The 19,682-nt window shown below is 35.5% G+C and carries 19 protein-coding genes and 2 pseudogenes; 5 read left to right on the top strand and 16 right to left on the bottom strand.

The window, feature by feature from the left end:
* Positions 1-100 precede the first annotated feature (100 nt).
* From ACFVRR_RS03555 to ACFVRR_RS03530, 6 genes are all read right to left on the bottom strand, one after another.
* The gene (locus ACFVRR_RS03555; RefSeq protein ID WP_387324691.1) at positions 101-736 is read right to left on the bottom strand and encodes a hypothetical protein; all 636 of its coding nucleotides are present in this window, start codon (positions 734-736) and stop codon (positions 101-103) included.
* 233 nt (positions 737-969) lie between these two features.
* Entirely contained in the window at positions 970-2,058 is a 1,089-nt protein-coding gene (locus ACFVRR_RS03550) for a DUF871 domain-containing protein (protein WP_387324689.1), read from the bottom strand.
* Positions 2,058-2,519 carry a DUF3284 domain-containing protein gene (locus ACFVRR_RS03545; RefSeq protein ID WP_387324687.1) on the bottom strand — a complete coding sequence of 154 codons (462 nt, stop codon included), beginning with the start codon at positions 2,517-2,519 and terminating at the stop codon, positions 2,058-2,060. Before ACFVRR_RS03545 ends, ACFVRR_RS03550 begins: the two co-directional genes overlap by 1 nt.
* The gene (locus ACFVRR_RS03540) at positions 2,519-2,845 is read right to left on the bottom strand and encodes a PTS sugar transporter subunit IIA (protein WP_387324685.1); all 327 of its coding nucleotides are present in this window, start codon (positions 2,843-2,845) and stop codon (positions 2,519-2,521) included. Before ACFVRR_RS03540 ends, ACFVRR_RS03545 begins: the two co-directional genes overlap by 1 nt.
* A gap of 70 nt (positions 2,846-2,915) precedes the next feature.
* Complete coding sequence (locus tag ACFVRR_RS03535; RefSeq protein WP_387324682.1) at positions 2,916-4,253, bottom strand: PTS sugar transporter subunit IIC; 1,338 nt, start codon at positions 4,251-4,253, stop codon at positions 2,916-2,918.
* Positions 4,254-4,298: 45 nt separating this feature from the next.
* Positions 4,299-4,601 (bottom strand): PTS sugar transporter subunit IIB, encoded by a 303-nt coding sequence (locus ACFVRR_RS03530; RefSeq protein ID WP_387324680.1) that lies wholly within the window; start codon positions 4,599-4,601, stop codon positions 4,299-4,301.
* Positions 4,602-5,926: 1,325 nt separating this feature from the next.
* On the opposite strand from ACFVRR_RS03530, the gene ACFVRR_RS03525 reads away from it, so the two are divergent.
* Positions 5,927-6,154: a hypothetical protein gene (locus ACFVRR_RS03525; protein WP_387324677.1), complete on the top strand. Its 228-nt coding sequence runs from the start codon at positions 5,927-5,929 to the stop codon at positions 6,152-6,154.
* 37 nt (positions 6,155-6,191) lie between these two features.
* Here ACFVRR_RS03525 and adhE read toward each other — a convergent pair whose 3' ends face one another.
* Complete coding sequence (gene adhE, locus ACFVRR_RS03520) at positions 6,192-8,792, bottom strand: bifunctional acetaldehyde-CoA/alcohol dehydrogenase (RefSeq protein WP_387324675.1); 2,601 nt, start codon at positions 8,790-8,792, stop codon at positions 6,192-6,194.
* Between the two features lie 171 nt (positions 8,793-8,963).
* Here adhE and pflB point away from each other — a divergent pair, with 171 nt between their 5' ends.
* Positions 8,964-11,189, top strand: a complete 2,226-nt coding sequence (pflB, locus tag ACFVRR_RS03515) for a formate C-acetyltransferase (RefSeq protein ID WP_387324673.1) — start codon at positions 8,964-8,966, stop codon at positions 11,187-11,189.
* Between the two features lie 14 nt (positions 11,190-11,203).
* On the top strand, positions 11,204-11,962 hold the full coding sequence (gene pflA, locus ACFVRR_RS03510; RefSeq protein ID WP_387324670.1) for a pyruvate formate-lyase-activating protein: 759 nt from the start codon (positions 11,204-11,206) through the stop codon (positions 11,960-11,962).
* A 315-nt stretch (positions 11,963-12,277) separates the two neighbouring features.
* Here the strand turns inward: pflA and ACFVRR_RS03505 are convergent, their stop codons facing one another.
* The 3 genes from ACFVRR_RS03505 to ACFVRR_RS03495 are packed head-to-tail and all read right to left on the bottom strand — an operon-like array spanning position 12,278 to position 13,082.
* Positions 12,278-12,517 (bottom strand): Imm26 family immunity protein, encoded by a 240-nt coding sequence (locus ACFVRR_RS03505; protein WP_387324667.1) that lies wholly within the window; start codon positions 12,515-12,517, stop codon positions 12,278-12,280.
* Between the two features lie 30 nt (positions 12,518-12,547).
* Positions 12,548-12,826: a hypothetical protein gene (locus ACFVRR_RS03500; protein WP_387324665.1), complete on the bottom strand. Its 279-nt coding sequence runs from the start codon at positions 12,824-12,826 to the stop codon at positions 12,548-12,550.
* Positions 12,827-12,866: 40 nt separating this feature from the next.
* Entirely contained in the window at positions 12,867-13,082 is a 216-nt protein-coding gene (locus ACFVRR_RS03495) for a hypothetical protein (RefSeq protein ID WP_387324662.1), read from the bottom strand.
* A 334-nt stretch (positions 13,083-13,416) separates the two neighbouring features.
* Between ACFVRR_RS03495 and ACFVRR_RS03490 the strand changes: the two genes are divergently transcribed.
* A complete protein-coding gene (locus ACFVRR_RS03490) occupies positions 13,417-14,433 on the top strand; it encodes an aldo/keto reductase (protein WP_387324660.1) in 1,017 nt (338 codons plus the stop codon).
* Positions 14,434-14,458: 25 nt separating this feature from the next.
* Positions 14,459-14,885 (top strand): annotated as a pseudogene (locus ACFVRR_RS03485) (SRPBCC family protein).
* Positions 14,886-15,347: 462 nt separating this feature from the next.
* Here the strand turns inward: ACFVRR_RS03485 and ACFVRR_RS03480 are convergent.
* From ACFVRR_RS03480 to ACFVRR_RS03455, 6 genes and pseudogenes are all read right to left on the bottom strand, one after another.
* Positions 15,348-15,503, bottom strand: coding sequence for a hypothetical protein (locus ACFVRR_RS03480; RefSeq protein WP_387324658.1), 156 nt, complete (start codon positions 15,501-15,503; stop codon positions 15,348-15,350).
* A gap of 187 nt (positions 15,504-15,690) precedes the next feature.
* Positions 15,691-17,202 carry a M36 family metallopeptidase gene (locus ACFVRR_RS03475; protein ID WP_387324656.1) on the bottom strand — a complete coding sequence of 504 codons (1,512 nt, stop codon included), beginning with the start codon at positions 17,200-17,202 and terminating at the stop codon, positions 15,691-15,693.
* A gap of 500 nt (positions 17,203-17,702) precedes the next feature.
* Entirely contained in the window at positions 17,703-18,347 is a 645-nt protein-coding gene (locus tag ACFVRR_RS03470; RefSeq protein WP_387324966.1) for a formylglycine-generating enzyme family protein, read from the bottom strand.
* A gap of 209 nt (positions 18,348-18,556) precedes the next feature.
* The gene (locus tag ACFVRR_RS03465) at positions 18,557-19,024 is read right to left on the bottom strand and encodes a 2-thiouracil desulfurase family protein (RefSeq protein ID WP_387324654.1); all 468 of its coding nucleotides are present in this window, start codon (positions 19,022-19,024) and stop codon (positions 18,557-18,559) included.
* A gap of 89 nt (positions 19,025-19,113) precedes the next feature.
* Positions 19,114-19,287: pseudogene (locus ACFVRR_RS03460) on the bottom strand (cupin domain-containing protein); the annotation flags it as partial.
* A gap of 12 nt (positions 19,288-19,299) precedes the next feature.
* Entirely contained in the window at positions 19,300-19,464 is a 165-nt protein-coding gene (locus tag ACFVRR_RS03455; RefSeq protein ID WP_387324651.1) for a cupin domain-containing protein, read from the bottom strand.
* Positions 19,465-19,682: the final 218 nt, after the last annotated feature.

Here is a 19,682-nt window from a genome sequence, read left to right as displayed (position 1 = left end):
TATTTAAATTATGAAAGTTATATTATGTTAAACAAATTAAAAAAGACCTTGGAAATTAAAAATCCAATGCCTTTTTCATTTAGTTAATATTACATATTTACTAGCTTTTTAGGTCTTGTTTTCCAACTATTTTCATTGATTCTGATTCTGTATTTCGCGTAAGATAAGCAATGTGTAAACTGAAGAAAAGAGCAGGGATAAACAAGACTAACCAATAGTAAACTGTTCTAATTAATCGTCCTTCATCAACTTCGCCAATTGGATAGTATGTCCACAAATCAATTACGTAAAAAGCAGTTAATTTGATGAAAATAGCAAACGGGATTAGGGCGATGATGCGTTTTTTTTCACTCCAGTTTTGGAGAATCATAAATAAACCGAAACATAAAATGGATACTTGTAAAATCAAATCGGCGATAAAAATATCATTGTAACCATTTATAAAATAAAGCATGAAAATATTTAACGAGCAGATTGTGATCAAAGTTGTACTACTAAAAAAAACAGTCGCAATCAGAAGGCTGATCAATTTAATTTGAATAGAAATGTTATCATTTGTGATGTAAGGGAATTTTAACAATATAAAAGTTAACCCACTTAATATTATTCCGATGAAAATGTTTCGAAAGATTAGGTTTTTTTTTCGTAATTTTTGACCACCCCATAAATAAGGTGATGCAAAATAAAAGAAAGTGACAATGGTGCATAGGTTGATAAAAATATATTTAAGGAGCATTTTTGCCTCCGTTCGTTTACAATCGTAAAGTTTTATTCAATTAAAACAACAACTTTATTTTTTACATCTAGTTCATTTATAAGCGTAACAAGATTTTTTGTAAGAATTGGGATAGGCTGCAGTATTATTCATGGCCTGTAAACTGCAAAAAGGGTGAAAACCTCTCTACTTACTAGCGAACATGTAGAATATTTTCCACCCATTATGAGTACCTATTGGATTTGTGTCATTCCTTATTGGATAATTTCAAATACTCTCCAAGGTTCAATGTAATCTAAGAGTTTCAATTCATTTTCTGGTATCCGACCAACTATATTTTTACGACCATCATTTGGCATGTCCTTTAAAATAAGATGGAGTTCACCTTTATAACGACCATATTCATTATTGATAATTACGATATCACCACGTTTTAATTCATCGTTGTGATGCGGCTCAATGCTTGCATCTTTATACGAAATTCGTGACATTGTTGATCTTGCCATATATTCACTCATGTCTCCACGAACAAAATGAGGGAATTTAAAAATAATTTCTTTTTCCACATCGCTCACATTGTCATTTAAATCGATCTTGAAAGATAACTTTGATGGATTGACCTTACTAAGTGTCTTTAGTTCTTCTTCGCTAGCATACGCATTGGCTACGATTACATCATCTACTAAACCAGTTGCGAATAAGTGACGGGCGGCTACATCAATTGGAAGAAAACGATGCTCCTCTAACGTACAAAGTCCCTCATTCACTGGCCAAGGGCCAAAAGTTGAGTTATTCTGACTAGAAACAAATGCTGCAACCTTTAAACCAAGGTCTTTTACATCTTTACTGCATTTTTCAAAATGTTTGAAGCTTAATCCTGAATACATTTGCGGGTAAAAGTTATGGCAGGTAATAATATATTCTTTATTTGCTTTATAACTTAAAATATTATCTATATATTTAGTACCAATACTGGCATTAATTTCAATTTTTAGATTAAATGGGTTATAAGTCATGAATGCTTCTTTTGCACCGTCAAACCCCTCATCCAATCGAATGCCTGCTGCACCTAATTCAGCAAAGAAGCTCAAGTCCTCATAAGTGATACCCAGTTTCGAAAAAATATTGGGTGCAACATCCAAAATCACTTCCATGCCTAATGAATTCGCATGACCAATGATTTCTTTGAATTCGTCTTTGATTTCGTCTACATTTTTCCCTTCAACACTTAATAAACAAGTAAACACTCGTTTAAACCCATATTTTGCAGCTAGCGATAAATACGCCAGATCTTTTTCTTTTGAGGAGTTTTCTGGATAAATTGAGACACCTAATCTAGGCATCATATCACCTCTTTTTGACAGGATAGGTTTTCTTTTCGGATTACTTCTTCGAGATAAGCAAATTGCTTGCTCATGTTCTTTTTGCTTTTTCTAGCGAAAAATATGGAGGCTAAACTGTAATTCAAATTTTGCAGTGTTGATGAGGCTTGGTAACTCTCTTTATAGTGGATCTCGACGCCTTTTTCGGTATCAGTTAGGGTGTATGCCATTGTATTGATTCCTTTTGAATGTTCAATCGTTGCCCGATATTCTTTCGATGGAATTAGCTCATCGATATGAACTTTCACTGCTGTATCATAACCCATGCGGTTTTTGATGTTCTTTTGATAGGAAAATTCTTTCGCTAATTGTTCTTTCGAAATCGTCTGACCTGTACTCTGCTTGATGTCATGTAGAATGGAATGAAGCAATTGCTCGAATACCTCTTCTGCCCGAACTTTTAACAGTACGATTAATTCCATTATTTCGCACCTTCAAAAGCAGCTAGTTTCTTGTATAAACCAATAAACTCCTCTGCCATTATTTTGATCGTTTCTGCGCTCATCATTTGATCTTCAGCGTGAACCAATAGTAAGTTAATGTCCGTTTTTTCACCACTTGCTTCTTGTTGGATTAATTTTGCGTGATAGTGATGTCCTTTTAGAAACACATCTCGTCCTTCTTCTATTAACAAAGCAGCTTTTTCAAAATCCCCATTTTTCGCTTCAACCATCGCTTCTAAATACATGGACTTTGCAGATCCAACTGCTGAAATGATTTGAAAACAAATTAATTCGTTCTGTTCCACTTTACATTCCTCCTACTTTTTTTTAAAACAGAGAGAAAAGAATGCTTTCTTCTCTTCTCTCTGTTCGTTTTTATGAAACTTTTTCAGATTCGTGACGGTTCGCTAATTTAATGAATGGGTAATAAATGACAACCGCAATCGCTAGGTTGATAATCGCCACTAAAGCGGCTTTGATGTCTCCAGATGTCGATAAAAATGCACTTAGACCAACTGGTGTTACCCAAGGTACAACGACGTTTGTATACCCAATGAAGCCTGTTACAGTTGCTATATAAGCTGTAAGGGTTAAGACTACTGGCACGATCATGAACGGAATGATTAAAATCGGACTTAACACGACTGGTAATCCAAACATGATTGGTTCGTTTATTTGGAAGAGTGAGGCCGCTCCGCCTATTTTCGAAATTTCACGGTAATCTCGACGCTTAGAAGCGATAAAGATTGCGATAACTAGTGCTAATGTCGCACCAGCACCGCCAAGGTGAACAAATGAATCGAAGAAAACAGATGTGAAGACGTTGTGCCCACCACTTGCATTGGCTGCAACTTGTGGCAGATAAATCGCGTTTGTAATGGCACCCATCATGTTGCCACCATGTAAACCGAAGAACCATAGTACTTGTATCATTAAAACGTAGATAATTGCCGAGAATGGATTTTGTGATAAATGCATGAATGGATCGGTAATAAATTTTGTAATTAAGTCGAAGAGATTTGTTTCGACTAAGATTTTTGCTTCATTTAAGATTGAGAATAATACTGGCACAAACGCGCCAACGATAATCGCTACTAAACCAGGTATGATCGCCGCAAATGCACGTCCAACTGCTGGTGGTACATTATCTGGTAATTTTAAAGTAAGATTTTTCTTCATTAAAAAGATGAAAATTTGTGTGATGACCAATGTGACGATGATCGCTGTTAATAACGCTCCGAAGTTAAAGTATTGCCAACCAAAGTTCCCCCATGTTCCTTGTGTCGTTTTTCCATCTGCTAAGGTAATTGTTACCCCTTGAGGTGTTAATGCAAGAAAACCTGCTACAGCAACGACGGCAGCTGATAAAGGGTTTACATTATACGATTTTGCTAAACTGTATGCGACTGTAAAGACCAAAACGAGTGATAGAACCGCAAATGTTCCCCACCAGATATTCCCCATTAGTGGTTGAAGGTATTTAGTTGTAAATTGCAGATAACCACTTGTTTCTGGCTTTAAGTTAAACCATTCTGCAATCAGTGAGGCTGGTGTAAAGAAAACATTGTTTAATAAGACGGCTAATGATCCAGCCATGACTAATGGCATTAACGCGACGAATCCATCGCGAATTGCGACTAAGTGACGCTGTCCACCAATTTTAGCAGCAATTGGTACAAAGTGCTCTTCCATCCATTTTATGAAACGATTCATATAGTGAATCCTCCCTTAATTGTTTTTCTTTTTTTCGCGAAACCATTATCCTAATCGAGCAAGTGCATCGTCCAAAACTTTTTTTCCATTCATAGTGCCATAAGACATCATATCAATCACGGTTACGGGGATTTTGTGTTGAACCATTTCGTTAATTTTTCCTTCAAGGTATTTCACTTGAGGTCCAAGAAGAATAATATCTGCTTTCTCCCAAACGGATTTTGCTTCTGCTTCTGCATTTGCCCAGATATTCACATCGATTCCTTCCTTAGTTGCATAATCTTTCATTTTGTTGACAAGTAAACTCGTTGACATTCCCGCTGAACAAACTAACATGATATTAATCATCTATTTGCCTCCTAAAATTGAAGATTTTCAAATACTTTTAAATCCTTTAACAACATTAGAATGATATCGTTCTTCTTTTAATTCCCCCTCTTCTTTTCAAGTGAATTACTATACTTGAATAATAACATCCAAATAGTATTTCGGATTGTGAAATAGTGTACATTTTGTGTACAATATTAAAATTGAAAATTTAGCCAAATTCTTAAATAAAAAAGTAGCCATTTGCTGCTCGAATTTCTTATGTACACCAATTGAATTTATAAGCAAAATAAAGATGTTAATCACTGAAAATTAACCTTTCCTTGTTCAAACAACTTGCATTATAAAAAAAAGAGCGCCAAAGCAGTCGATCGTTATTCAACTAAAGCATCGTTAATTGAACAACAAACTTAGGGGCTATTGATACAACAGCACATATAATTCATATAGTTAAAACATTTATCGTTTGTTCACTCATTTCGATCACAGGTATAGAAATATATTTGATGGATATTATCTATTTGTACCCATAATGGTACAGGCATGAATAGAAAAATTGTGAACGTTTTTCTTTCAACTGTGAAACACAGTAACCGACAAAAAAGGCACACGATGACGGTGTGTCTTTTTTGTTTGCAAATATACTACAATTACTTGTCTCTAATGTGGATAGAAACTTTTTATGATACCATTCAGAAAATAAGAAGTAATTTAACTAAGTCGTCTCTAATGCGCATTGGAATAATATCAAACGCTGTCTTTATCCATTTTTACACTCCCTTATTACTATTTAGTTCTAGCTAAGAACACATTATAATCATAGGAAAATTCTTGTGAAAATCCTTACAAAATTTGGAGTAAGTATCTTTTTATTTGTTAGGTTAAATAATCCATTTTGCAAAGGACATAATATAAATATACTTCATAGAAGTTTTACTATTTTATGACGTGGATATAGTTGTCGTGTAATTACATACAAATTCATCATCCGGTTTATAAGCTAAGTAAGGTAAAGATACAATTAACATTCTATTGAAATATGTGAAAAAGCCAAACAAAAAAAGATATTCAACAGATAGAAAAAACTTGTCATAGAATAATAAAAAGAGCAGTTTAACAACACTGCTCCTTGCAATTAGATTTCATCTAAGCGTTTGCATGATTGTTAGTAGATAATCAGTAAAAAACTTCTTTGGTAATCAAAATGAAACGAATGGATATGATAAGGTTGCTTCTGTCCTCCTATACGTTAATTCATCTCAACTCCACTTTCTAATTTTTATCAATATTTTGATAATATTTATATGACTGAACTAACGAAATTTATCCTAGAAGGAGTGTAAAAAATGATGCTTAAGTGTGAATGGATTGAATTTATGTATGAAAATGATCCGCTGACTGAAGAGGAGTTTGAAGAAATGATGGGTGAAACTTTTCAGGCTATGATGGTAGATGAAAATAATTTCCCCCAGTATATATGGACAGCTAATCATGTCGTGATTGTCACCAAGAGAGTTAGACATGTGGAAGACGTTGAGTTCAAAAAAATTCCAAGAAATCCAGCTTGTGAATAAAAAAAGCAGATGGTTATTATGCCATCTGCTTTTTCATTTAAAATCCTCTATATGCATTTAAATAGACTTCTTCAAGCTCCTTCACAAGCGGTAAACGCGGATTTGCTGTTGTACATTGGTCCTCGAAAGCTTTATCCGCTAAATACGAAACCTTTTCTAAGAACTCATTTTCATCAATTCCTTGACCACGAATACTCATTTCAATTCCTAATTCTTTTCCTAATTTTACGATTGCCTTGATTAAGCTATCCACGCCTTCTTCCGTTGTTGATGCTGGTAGCCCTAGCATACGAGCAATCTCAGCATAACGTTGGTCAGCGATGAAAAACTTATATTTAGGGAACGACACAAACTTAGTTGGTTTTTGCGAATTATAACGGATCACATGTGGCATTAAAATAGTATTCGCACGTCCATGTGGAATATGGAACTCTGCTCCAATTTTGTGTGCCAAACTATGATTAATTCCAAGGAAGGCATTGGCAAATGCCATACCCGCAATAGCTGAAGCATTATGCATTTTTTCACGAGCTTCAAGATCACTACCATCATGGTATGCTCTTGGTAAGTAAGTGAATACCATTTTGATTGCTTGCATTGCAAGACCATCGGTATAATCGTTCGCTAATACACTTACATACGCTTCAATCGCATGAGTTAATACGTCCATACCTGTATCAGCCGTGATCGATTTTGGTATAGTTGCGACGAATTGCGGATCAATTATTGCAACGTCCGGTGTTAACTCATAATCAGCTAATGGGTATTTTACGTTTTTCGCTTTATCGGTAATAACCGTAAATGGTGTTACTTCTGAACCAGTTCCTGAAGTGGTTGGAATAGCAACGAATTTCGCTTTGCGACCCAAGTGAGGATACTTGTAAGCGCGCTTACGAATATCTAAGAACTTCAATTTTGGTCCTTCTAAATCAGTTTCTGGATACTCATAGAATAGCCACATTCCTTTTGCAGCGTCCATTGCGGAACCACCACCAAAAGCAATAATCGTATCTGGTTCAAATGACCGCATACGTTCTGCACCTTTGTATACCGTTAAGTCTGATGGATCAGGTTCAACATCGGAGAAAATCTCAATCTGAATATTTTCCCCTTGTTTTTCTAAATGGTATTTGATGACATCAACATAACCAAGTTTTACCATTGCTGCGTCAGTAACAATAAACGCTTTCTTAATACCTTGCATCACTTCTAAGTATTGAGTTGAATACTTTTCAAAATAAATTTTAGGCGGTATTTTGAACCATTGCATATTCGTATTTCTTCTTCCTAATTTTTTGAAATTCAATAGATGAGTTGAAGTCACGTTGGCGGAAACTGAGTTCTTACCATATGAGCCACAGCCTAATGTAAGGGATGGAATAAACGCATTGTAAATATCTCCAATTCCACCATGAGTAGAAGGTGAATTAAAAATAATACGATACGCTCTCATCCGTAGCCCGAATTCTTTTTGAATTTCTTCGTCACCTGTATGGATAACAGCAGAATGACCTAGACCACCGAAATGTAAGATCTCGTCACACGTTTTAATGCCTTCGTCTTTGCCTTTTACTTTAATCGCTGCAAGCACTGGACTTAATTTTTCACGCGTTAACGGTTCACCAACTCGTTCACATTCAACAATCAATATTTTTGTATCTTGCGGAACATCGATACCAGCTTTTTTTGCGATTTCATAAGGTGATTTACCAACAATATCTGCATTAACCGCACATGTATTTTCATTAATCACAAGACCTTCTAATTTCTTCTTCTCTTCTGAGTTTGCGAAATAACACTTATTATCAATTAACTCTTGTTTTACTTCGTCGTAAATAGATTCGTCAACTACAATGGATTGTTCTGAAGCACAAATCATCCCATTATCAAACGTTTTTGAAAGCATTAAATCATTACATGCTTGTTTAATATTTGCTGTTTTTTCAATATAACAAGGAACGTTACCAGGACCAACACCTAACGCTGGTTTTCCTGTACTGTATGCTGACTTCACCATTCCAGAACCACCAGTTGCTAAAACTAATGAAACTCCTTCATGGTTCATCAACTGCTTAGTTGCTTCAATTGAAGGTACTTTAATCCATTGGATACAGTCTTCTGGTGCACCTGCAACTACTGCAGCTTCTAAAAGGATGCGAGCTGCTTCTAAACTACAGTTTTGAGCAGATGGATGAAACGCAAAAATAATTGGATTTCTTGTTTTAATTGAAATAATCGATTTAAACATTGTTGTTGATGTTGGATTCGTTGTTGGTGTTACACCCGCGATTACCCCAACTGGTTCTGCAATCTCAATAATCCCTGCTTGTTTATCTTCTCGAACGACACCAACGGTTTTGTTATCCTTGATGCTATTCCATATATATTCAGTTGCAAAAATATTTTTAATAATTTTATCCTCATATACACCTCGGCCAGTTTCTTCAACCGCCATTTTTGCTAGTCGCATATGATTATCTAATCCTGCTAGAACCATTGCATGACAAATTTTATCAACTTGCTCTTGTGTGTAACTTTCGAATTTAGCTAAAGCTTGTTGGCCTTTTTCAACCATTTCATTGATTGTTTGAGTAACTTCTGAAGTATCCGCTGTTACTTGTTTTTTATCAACTGCCATGATGTACCCCCTAAAAAAATCACTTAATTTAACCCCTTTTTTCGCACGGGTAATTTTATTATGTGAAAATAAAAAGGTTTCATTATTGAGAAATTTTGTTATTACATCTTTATTGAAAAATGTGCAAACTATCAAAGGTAGTTTGAATTCAATACATAAGAGGTGGGATTATTGGAACAATGGCAAGGTTTTAAGGAAGGTTCATGGACAAGAAAGGTCAATGTACGTGAATTTATCAATTTAAATTATATAGAATACAAAGGAAATGACGAATTTTTATCAGCACCTACAGAAGCAACAAATACGTTATGGGCACAAGTCATGGAACTAACAAAGCAAGAAAGAGAACGAGGCGGAATGTATGATATGGATACGAAAACGGTATCCACGATCACATCACATGGAGCTGGTTATTTAAATAAGGAACTTGAAAAAGTGGTTGGTGTTCAAACCGACGAACCATTTAAACGTTCCATGCAACCATTTGGTGGAATACGTATGGCAAAAGCCGCATGTGAAGCATATGGATACGAACTCGATCCTGAAATACAACAAATCTTTACAGACTACCGAAAAACACACAATCAAGGTGTGTTCGATGCGTACACAAAAGAAATGGTTATGGCTCGAAAAACGGGTATTATTACAGGACTTCCTGATGCCTATGGACGCGGACGAATTATTGGGGACTACCGACGTGTCGCTTTATACGGCATTGATTTCTTAATGGCTGAAAAATTAAAAGAGTTTCACAATACAAGCAATGTCATGTCAGAAGATACAATCCGATTACGTGAAGAAATGTCCGAACAGTACCGAGCATTAAACGAGTTAAAAGAACTTGGAACCATTTATGGATTTGATTTATCACGACCTGCAGCCAATACACAAGAAGCATTTCAATGGTTGTACCTAGCATATCTTGCAGCGATTAAAGAGCAAAATGGAGCGGCTATGAGCATAGGACGTATCTCTACCTTCTTAGATATTTATGTAGAGCGTGATTTACAGAAAAAGACTATTACAGAGGAAGAAATTCAAGAAATCGTTGACCATTTTGTCATGAAACTTCGTATTGTAAAGTTTGCTAGAACACCTGACTACAACGAATTATTTAGTGGTGATCCAACTTGGGTAACTGAATCAATTGGTGGCATGTCGAACGATGGAAGATCACTTGTCACCAAAACGTCTTTCCGTTTCTTGCATACCCTAGATAATTTAGGTCCAGCTCCAGAACCAAACTTAACCGTTCTATGGTCACCGCAACTACCGGAGAACTTTAAACGATTCTGTTCAAAAACGTCAATTAATACGAGCTCGATTCAGTATGAGAATGATGATATTATGCGACCTGAATATGGCGACGATTATGGGATTGCTTGTTGCGTTTCCGCAATGGAAATAGGGAAGCAAATGCAGTTCTTTGGTGCGAGGGCAAATCTTGCAAAAGCACTCTTATATGCAATCAATGGGTGTGTTGATGAAAAATTAAAGATACAGGCAGGGCCACAATTCCAACCGATTACCTCAGATATTTTAAATTATAATGAGGTCATGCAAAAGTTTAATAACGTAATGGACTGGCTTGCAGGCCTTTACATTAACACACTAAATGTCATTCATTACATGCACGACAAGTACAGTTATGAACGCATTGAGATGGCGTTACACGATACCAAAATTTTACGTACAATGGCGACTGGTATTGCAGGATTAAGTGTAGTAACTGATTCATTAAGTGCGATTAAGTATGGCCAAGTGAAAGTAATCCGTGATGAGAATGGTCTAGCAGTTGATTTCGAAACAACTGGTGAGTATCCGAAATACGGTAACAATGATGATCGAGTAGATAGTATCGCAGTAGAGCTTGTGGAAACATTTATGCAGAAGTTACGTAAACATCCAACGTATCGTAATTCACTTCATACGTTATCTGTTCTCACGATTACGTCGAATGTTGTTTATGGTAAGAAAACAGGTAATACACCAGATACTCGACGAGCAGGTGAACCATTTGCACCTGGAGCGAATCCAATGCATGGTCGAGATGTAAAAGGGACTCTCGCTTCACTTGCATCTGTTGCTAAACTTCCATATGCTGACGCAATGGATGGAATCTCTAATACGTTCTCAATTGTTCCAAAAGCACTAGGGAAAGAAAAAGATGACCAAATCGGCAACCTCGTGTCCATTTTAGATGGATATGCAATCAAATCTGGTCACCATTTAAATGTAAACGTATTGAATCGAGAAACATTAATGAAGGCGATGGAACATCCTGAAGAGTATCCTCAATTAACCATTCGTGTATCGGGTTATGCCGTAAACTTTATTAAGTTAACGAAAGAGCAACAGCTCGATGTTATTAACCGAACATTCCACGAATCATTATAAAAGGAGGAGTACTAGTGGAAGGAAACATTCACTCAATTGAAAGCTTGGGCACTGTTGATGGCCCAGGAATACGGTATGTTGTATTTACACAAGGTTGCCTTCTACGCTGTCAATTTTGCCATAATGCAGATACTTGGGAGATTGGTACAGGGAAAAAAGTATCCGTTTCTGAAATCATGAAAGAATTGGAAAGCTATTTACCTTTTATTCAACCGTCTGGTGGTGGCATAACAGTAAGTGGTGGAGAGCCCCTGCTACAAATGCCGTTTTTGATTGAATTATTTAAAGAGTGTAAAAAGAAAGGGATTCATACGACAATAGACTCTTCCGGCGGATCTTTTAATGCAGAGTCAAAAACGTATATGAATAACCTAGATGAACTATTAGGTTATACAGATCTTATCTTATTGGACTTAAAGCACATTAATCGCAAAAAACATATTAAATTAACAGGGATGCCAAACGATCACATAATCGATTTTGCTCAGCTGTTATCTGAACGACAAATACCTGTATGGATCCGTCATGTTTTGATTCCGACAGTAACAGATGATGAAGAAGATTTAACAAAGCTAGGCGAATTTATTGGCACACTTATAAACGTAGATCGAGTTGAAATCCTTCCGTATCATAAGCTAGGGGTTTATAAATGGAAGGAACTTGGACTTGAATATCCATTAGAAGGGATCGAAACGCCAACTGATGAAGAAGTCGAATATGCTTTGAAAAAAATAACTGCACATTATAAAAAACGAAACGTTACTGTCATTTAAACAATTAAACGTAACTAAGATGAGCTTTATGAACATTTTAGTTGCGTTTTTGAACTGTTAAATTTTACTTATAAATCAATAATGTTTCAATTGCAGTAACTAATTTTGCATCATCTTTGTTTGTCTTCCCTACTACAACCTAGTCCATGGTTCATCGCCTGTAATTCTATCAATTATATTTTCTGCTTCCCAAACAGCTGCTATTTCTAATCCTTGACAGTCAGCTTTATTGACTTTACTAATTTCTCCTTTATGGTAAATTGAGTATTCGCCTGAGATACTGTCAATTATACAATATGGAGGAGGCCATTCTTCTTATTCATCTTTAAACGGACGATAATCAACTATTGGCCAATCACCTGAAGTTAATACATCGTTATATACACCAACTATAAATTGATAATCTTCTATTTTTGGCATGTCTACAATATTCTCACCAATATGAACGTATATGCCAATTGAAGCATCTCTAAATGTACGACAGAAAGCAAAATGACCATTAGGTAAAGGTATCGCATGAGAATTACCTATTTTTCGTCTAGTTCGTTTAACCATATGCGTACTCCTTTTTAGGCACTCTCCAAATCACATTTTTAAAACATCAACATACTGTTTAGCTTCTAAAAATGAAAGGTCTAAACCAGTTCTAACTTCTCTAATTGCTTGAATTTCTTTTCCTTCTCTTAAAAGTTTACGCAATTCATCATTAATTGGATGTTCTGGTACTTCAACTACTTTGGCAATCTGATCTAAAGTAATCTTTATGTTTTTCATTCGATTCTCTAGTTTGTTAAGTTTATCAATAATCGTTGTAATAAGTACAAAAACAATGACTAACAGTAAGCCAAAAAACATATATTCCATCCTAATCACCTACCAATATTTCTATTTATAATAGTTAACTTTATTGAATATCATTAAATATTTTTTCAAAGAGCTCTAATGGAATAGTAAACTTAGTTGTTTTATCATTCTTCCAATAAGTAATAATTTCAAATAGATTCCCTTTCTTCTCAACTTCCAGTAAAGCATTCTCCCCTTTATCTCTTACTGAGACAAAACGATTACCATTTTTCCTCTCTTTTTGTTTGTATTCGAAATTAAAATTTTGTATGTTCATTTTTATCCCCGCTCCTTTTTAATACATATTGAATAAGTAAATTTTACCATATATTGGAATTAAATTGATTTTTTATTGATTGTGCCAATTAAAATGTTGATTTTGGATCTCAAAAAACTGCCTATACATATGTAACCAAAAAGTGCCTATAGAACATACAAGTTACTATCGCACTTTAAAGTACGTTCTTTTTTTCTTTAAAAATTTATTACATAATAGCAACTGTAGAGAATAGTTTCCTTAGATGACATCGTTAATCACTATTACTACTCACTAACAACATCATTTAAATTTACTTCATGCTACATGAAGATTTATATATAGGAGGATTTATATGAAAGAGAAAAACATATTTAAAGGAAAACTAGGTTTTGGAACTGCTCCACTAGGAAATATGTTCCGTAACATCCCTGATGAAGAAGCCTTCGCAACTGTTGTAGCAGCTTGGGATCATGGCATTCGTTACTTTGATACAGCCCCACTCTATGGTGCAGGTCTAGCAGAATTGCGCCTTGGGGAAGTATTATCAAGATACAATCGTGATGAATATGTTTTAAGTACAAAAGTTGGACGTTTAATTCTTGATGAACTTGAAGACGTTTCTGAACGAGATTTAGGTGAAAAAGGTGGAGTTTTTGAATTTGGACGTAAGAATAAGATTGTGAATGATTATAGTGCTGACGCAACTTTACGTTCAATCGAACAAAGTTTAAATCTTTTGAAAACTGATCATTTAGACATTGTCTATGTTCATGATATTGCACAAGATTTTTATGGCGACGAGTGGATCGCTCAGTTTGAAATTGCACGTACTGGTGCTTTCCGTGTACTTTCTCAATTACGAGACGAAGGTGTTATTAAATCTTGGGGACTTGGTGTAAATAAAGTAGAACCAATCGAAATCGCATTAGAATTAGGTGAATACAAACCTGATGTTAGCTTATTAGCTGGTCGTTATACACTTTTAGATCATGATCGTGCGCTTCAACGATTAATGCCCGAAGCTGCTAAACAAAATGTTGATATTATCGTTGGTGGTCCTTATAGCTCAGGTATTCTAGCTGGTGGAACTCACTTCGAATATCAAAAAGCATCACCTGAAATTATCGCGAAAGTTGAGAAAATCAAAGGAATTGCTAAGAGACATGGTATCAGTGTGAAAGCTGCAGCTCTGCAATTTTCAATATCAAATCCAGCAGTTGCAACAATCATTCCTGGTGCAAGTAAACCAGAGCGAATTGCCGAAGACCAAGCTGCATTAAATGAAGTAATTCCAGCTGCATTCTGGCAAGAAATGAGAGAACAAAAACTAGTTGCAGAAAATGCACCATTACCAATAGACATTAAATAATAACTTTATTAAAGGAGCTAATAAAATGGCTAACACAATCGTTACAATGGAAATTCCTGCAAATCCTAAAAAAAGTATGGCAATTAATTGGCGGTTTCAACTCGCTACCAGATTGGTTACCATATATCCCAAATAGTGAATTATTAGAAGGTGGACGAGTTCGTAGTTTGGCAAATCCGGATGGAGATGCGATTGTTGAACGTCTTGAAGCATTCAATGATAAAGTGCGTTTTTATACGTATTCAATAATGAAAGCACCATTCCCTATTACAAACTATCAATCGACAATACGAGTTCAAGAGCATCCCGATCATAATAAATCAATTGTTGAGTGGTCTGGCAGTTTTACTCCAGTGGATGTAACTGATGAAGAAGTTATCAATCTATTCAATGGGATTTATAAAGATGGATTGGAAGCATTAAGACAAGCATTTCAAGTTTTAGCAGTGTAATAGTTAATAAAAAAATCAAGAGGAATACTTATTCCCTTTGATTTTTTCTTTTAAAGTTTTTAAAAATTAAGCATAGGAATACTTCTTAAAATTATTAAATCTTAAGCTTATTGTTTTTTTCGTTGTTTTTTATTTTGTTCTACAAATAAGTGATATTTTTGAAATTCTTCTTCAAGTTGATCTAGTAGTCTTCCATTTCCTCTTATTATTTACTCTCTATAACTAGAGTCCAACTAAAGTAATCTATCGTTTTATTTGGCTCCTAGCCATAAAACAACAGATGGACCGGTTTTAATGAATTATAATAGCCTCCATGTAAATAACCACTTTGGCTATATATTGGATATCCTTGAACATATCCACTGCTCTGCCATGTGCCTATACCTGACCCACCACATCCGCAGCTTGGACCTGGAGAACGACTCCCCATGATTCAACTATTTGATGTGCCGTCCGTGAATCTTATCTTTTACCCATCAGATAGGAAATAGCTGCAACTTCCATAATTGCATGAGGATTCGGGCTTCTCTTTAGCCATACTGTACCCATGGTTGAACCTGAGACAAAGTTTCTTTTTTGAGATTGTTGCTTACGATAAACAACATTAAATCCCTTCAAAAATATAATAACTACAATCATCCAACTCCATTTTTCTTCAACTCACGCATGCATTAGTTGTACAAAAAGTTGTTGTAAACTAGTTTCCGTTTTTTACCGATAAGAGTTTTTATGTAACTAGCTTTATACCCAAAAATTAATAATAAAAAACTCTTCCCTATTTCGTAAAGGAAGAGCTTTGAAATTTTTAATTGGTTGAAATTCCGCGAGCTCCCCAAATTGAATCAATTTGAGCTCCGTGCGACCCGCCGTAGAGCAGTACATCAGCTTGTTTAATAGCTCTAGCTCCATCTCTGAATGTTGCATTTGGAGTCAAAGAGAAGTGAGACTGCAAGATGATCTTGGTTGCAATATCCCGCCCAAACGCTTTCGCCATGTCATACTCCCCTTGAGACCAGATTTCACCATCCGCATGCACTTCCCCTGCCCAATCACGAGGATACACTTTATTATTGTCTAGTCGACGTAGGCAAGGAGGATTGCTTGAAGAATAGGAAGTAGCATCCCATTCGCCGATGCATCCTTTACCATATCCATTTGTTGACAGAGAATCTTCATAAGTAGCACCTAGGAAATCCCCGAAGCCCTCTCCCATTGCACCTCCCTCAACAGAATTACCAAAGCCAGGCACTTGGTTATCTTGGATTGAGTGTCCATATTCATGTGCGACAATTCCTGCATCCTCAGCATCATCCACTCCGCCAGATCCAAACGTCAACTCTTTCGTGGATGGAGAGTAGAAAGAGTTATCCTGAGTATAAGTATTTACATTGGCTTTAATCGAACGATTATTAATATTCTGAAAACCTATTGACTGGATATAACGTTGTAATGTGTCAATATGATAATATGTGTTCACATCCTCGAAACTATCATTTGATCGGGTATAATTGAACGTATTCGATGATGAGAAGGTTTTTGCTTTCGAGTATATGTTTACATAGCTACCTTTTAAGTAGCCAGATCCATCAAGTCCTAATAGACTGACTGCTTTTAATTGATTGTTCAGAGCAGTGGAGTCTGCATCTCTTTTATCTGTGAGACCTGTGATAGAGCCTTGCGATGCCACTGGATTGGGCATGAATACTTGTCCTGTTCCAGTAGCACGTTGGTTTAGGTTTCTTTTCTTTAATAGTTTTCCATTTTCAGCATGAATGTACGTTTCCCAAGCACCAAACGGCTCGTCCGTATGTACAACAACGCGATAGATCGGAATAGCTACACCATCTTCAATTATATAACCAAATTCTTTAGAGTTTTTTGCCCAATTGCCCTTGTCTTTTGCACCGATGTTTTTAATCGCTTTTGATTCTGCATCCTCTTTAGACATTTTATTTTTTATTTTTTCAACTGATTTGTACGGGGCATAATCGGAAACAACAAGCAGAATTTTACCTGATTGATTCAAAGTAACCGTAAGTTGATTAGAAAATACTGGTGCTCCCTCTATTGTTTGCTGATAGCGGACATAAGAACCTTTTTCTGAATTAATTACTGCTTCAACATTCAAATCGGAGAGGTCCTCTTTTAGGTTATACTTGTAAGCGTGTTCCTTTAGATACTGATTCGCAACTGTTCTGGCATCGGATGTTTCGATTACTGCTGCTTGTGTGTGTGCGCCCCTTTCTGCCATGACGGTTGGAACCGTCATCGTTAATAAAATAGATGTGGCTGCGATAATACTCCTGCGTTTCTTCATTGCTTTTCCTCCCATTCTTCTAACAAATTTTTAATGTTCAGAATTATTTTATAATTCATTCCTCGAATTGACAATATTTACTTTTTTTTAAATTACGTCAAGTTTCGCAGACTGAAATGGGCAAATACACCTTGATATAACTTGGAAGTCCTGCAATCTATTCCCGTAAATAATCATGAGAGTTGGACGATAGCCAAAATGGGGTTGAAAAGAGGATTGGCCCCAACGAGCACGTAAGGGTACCATACGTCAGCATAGAGATATTTTCGCTCCTAAAGATGTTTAACAATTTCTTGAAACATCTTCCTATGAATCTAGGTAAAAAGCAAAAAAAAAGGAATGGAAACAGAATAAATTCTTCTGTAATTTCCATCCTTTTTTGCACAACAAATATCTTCTTTTACTTAACAACAATTAATTTGTTGTTCAACTAACGCACGCGTTAGTTGCATAAGAACGTTTAAGCAATGACTAATAGCTGTCCTCATCCTTTGAGGAATTTAAAAAGACCGTGCAAGACGGAATCCAAGGTCTTCTATGCAAAATGACGGATGGCTACGACGACGACATGAAGCACCACAACCTCTTGCTACCTCTGCCCAGCTACCACCTCGAAAAATTCGGTAGGACCCATAGACCTGTTCATCATATAAATCCCAACACCACTCCCAAACATTTCCTAACATATCATACAGACCCCATGCATTCGGTTCCTTTCTTCCTACTTCATGTATTTTATCTCCAGAATTTTCATTGTACCAGGCAATTTTATCAAGTTCACCGTATCTATAACCAGTGGTCCCTGCTTTACACGCATATTGCCACTCTGCTTCTGTAGGAAGTCTATAGCCATCTGATTCCCAATCACAAAATATGTTTTCACCATCATTACTTATTGAATAACACTCTTTCAGTCCTGCTTTCTGTGAAAGTAGATTACAAAAAGAAATGGCATCATTCCAAGAAATATTCACAACTGGTTTTAGATCTCTGACAAAAGTATTAAGTGATGTATTTGTTATAGTATTGTATATACCCATAGTTACAGGATACTGGGCAAGTAGAAATGGTCTTATTTCAGTTTTCCATTTACTTTTTATTCTATCGTCTCTTAATTCTATATTTCCTCCTGGAATTTTTACCATTTGATAGTCAATGTAACTCTTAATTTCATTTGACACTCTGTCTTCCTCCTAATGATCATGATTTATTAAAAATCACCTCGTTAAGAATTATAAGAACAATTCAAAAATTACGTTGGTTTTTTGTAGATTAAAATCCGTTAGTAAAATAAAAAAGTCTGCAAATCAGCATATTCGTTATACAACAAACATATGCGTTAGTTGGTTAAGAATTATATTATTTCATCAAGAATATCGGTAAGATTTTCCTCTGAAATTACTCTTAAACCGTTTCTTTTAAGTAATGCTGTTGTGACACCATTTCCAACAACTTTCTTACCTTTAAATTCACCATTATAAATCATGGCACTTCCACAGGATGGACTGTACTCCTTAAGAACAATTATAGTTGCATTAACTTCTTGAGCTTTCCTTAGTGTATGGTAAGCCCCTTTTATGTAAAGTTCTGTTACGTCTCTACCCGATTTCTCAACTACTTTTGCTTTCCCATCAAGAACATCTTCTCCGTCACCACCTACTATTTCTGCAGGCTCTCTTGGTGTTAAAAAATCTCCAAGTAATTCAGGACATACAGTAATAGCTCTATTTTCTTGTATCAATTTTTGAATCCTATTATCTAAACTATGGGAACCGTTGTATCTTACCTCTAAACCAGCTAAACAAGAACTAACTAAAATCAATGATTCCACCCCATTTTAAATAAATACTTTTTAATGTTGTTGGTATAACTTTATAATTACTAAAACAAAAAAAGTCCATTAGTTGGATATCAATCTATTGTTTTTGTACCTTTTATATCATTACTTATCTTTTCAAAACAAATGTTAACTGTACGTTCATTTGAACGAGTTCGATGCATTGTGTTAGCTGGAATCCTAAAGATTTCTCCTGGTTTTAAAGAGATGGTTTCATCGTTTTCTAAGTCAATAAAAAGTTCGCCTTCTAATACATAAAATTATTCATCACAATCCTCGTGTTTATGCCAGTGAAAATCACCATTTATTACAGCTATTCTTAGTGCGTGATCATTTACTTCACTTACGATGAAATTTGTATATTCCATTTGATCCTGTGTCAATATTAGCAGGTTAATTACTTCTAGTTGTCCTTTATTTTGCATAATCTATCTCCTTTAATATTAGTAAATTCTAAATTAAATGAACAAATTAACTTTACCACATTTTGGAATTACCAACACTTTCCTTTAACTATTCTGTCATTTACAAATAAAAAATCTGCAATTAAGGAGCTTTGATATGCAACTAACGCATTGCGTTCGTATTATAAGGTCAACCAGTTAAAATTTCTGGTTGACCATTTTTTATATGGTCTTATGAT

This window comes from Gottfriedia sp. NPDC057948 (genome assembly GCF_042887255.1).
Taxonomy (GTDB): Bacteria; Bacillota; Bacilli; order Bacillales; family Bacillaceae_G; genus Gottfriedia.
Note: the sequence above shows the minus strand (reverse complement) of the source record. Positions and strands in the feature narration are given on the sequence as shown.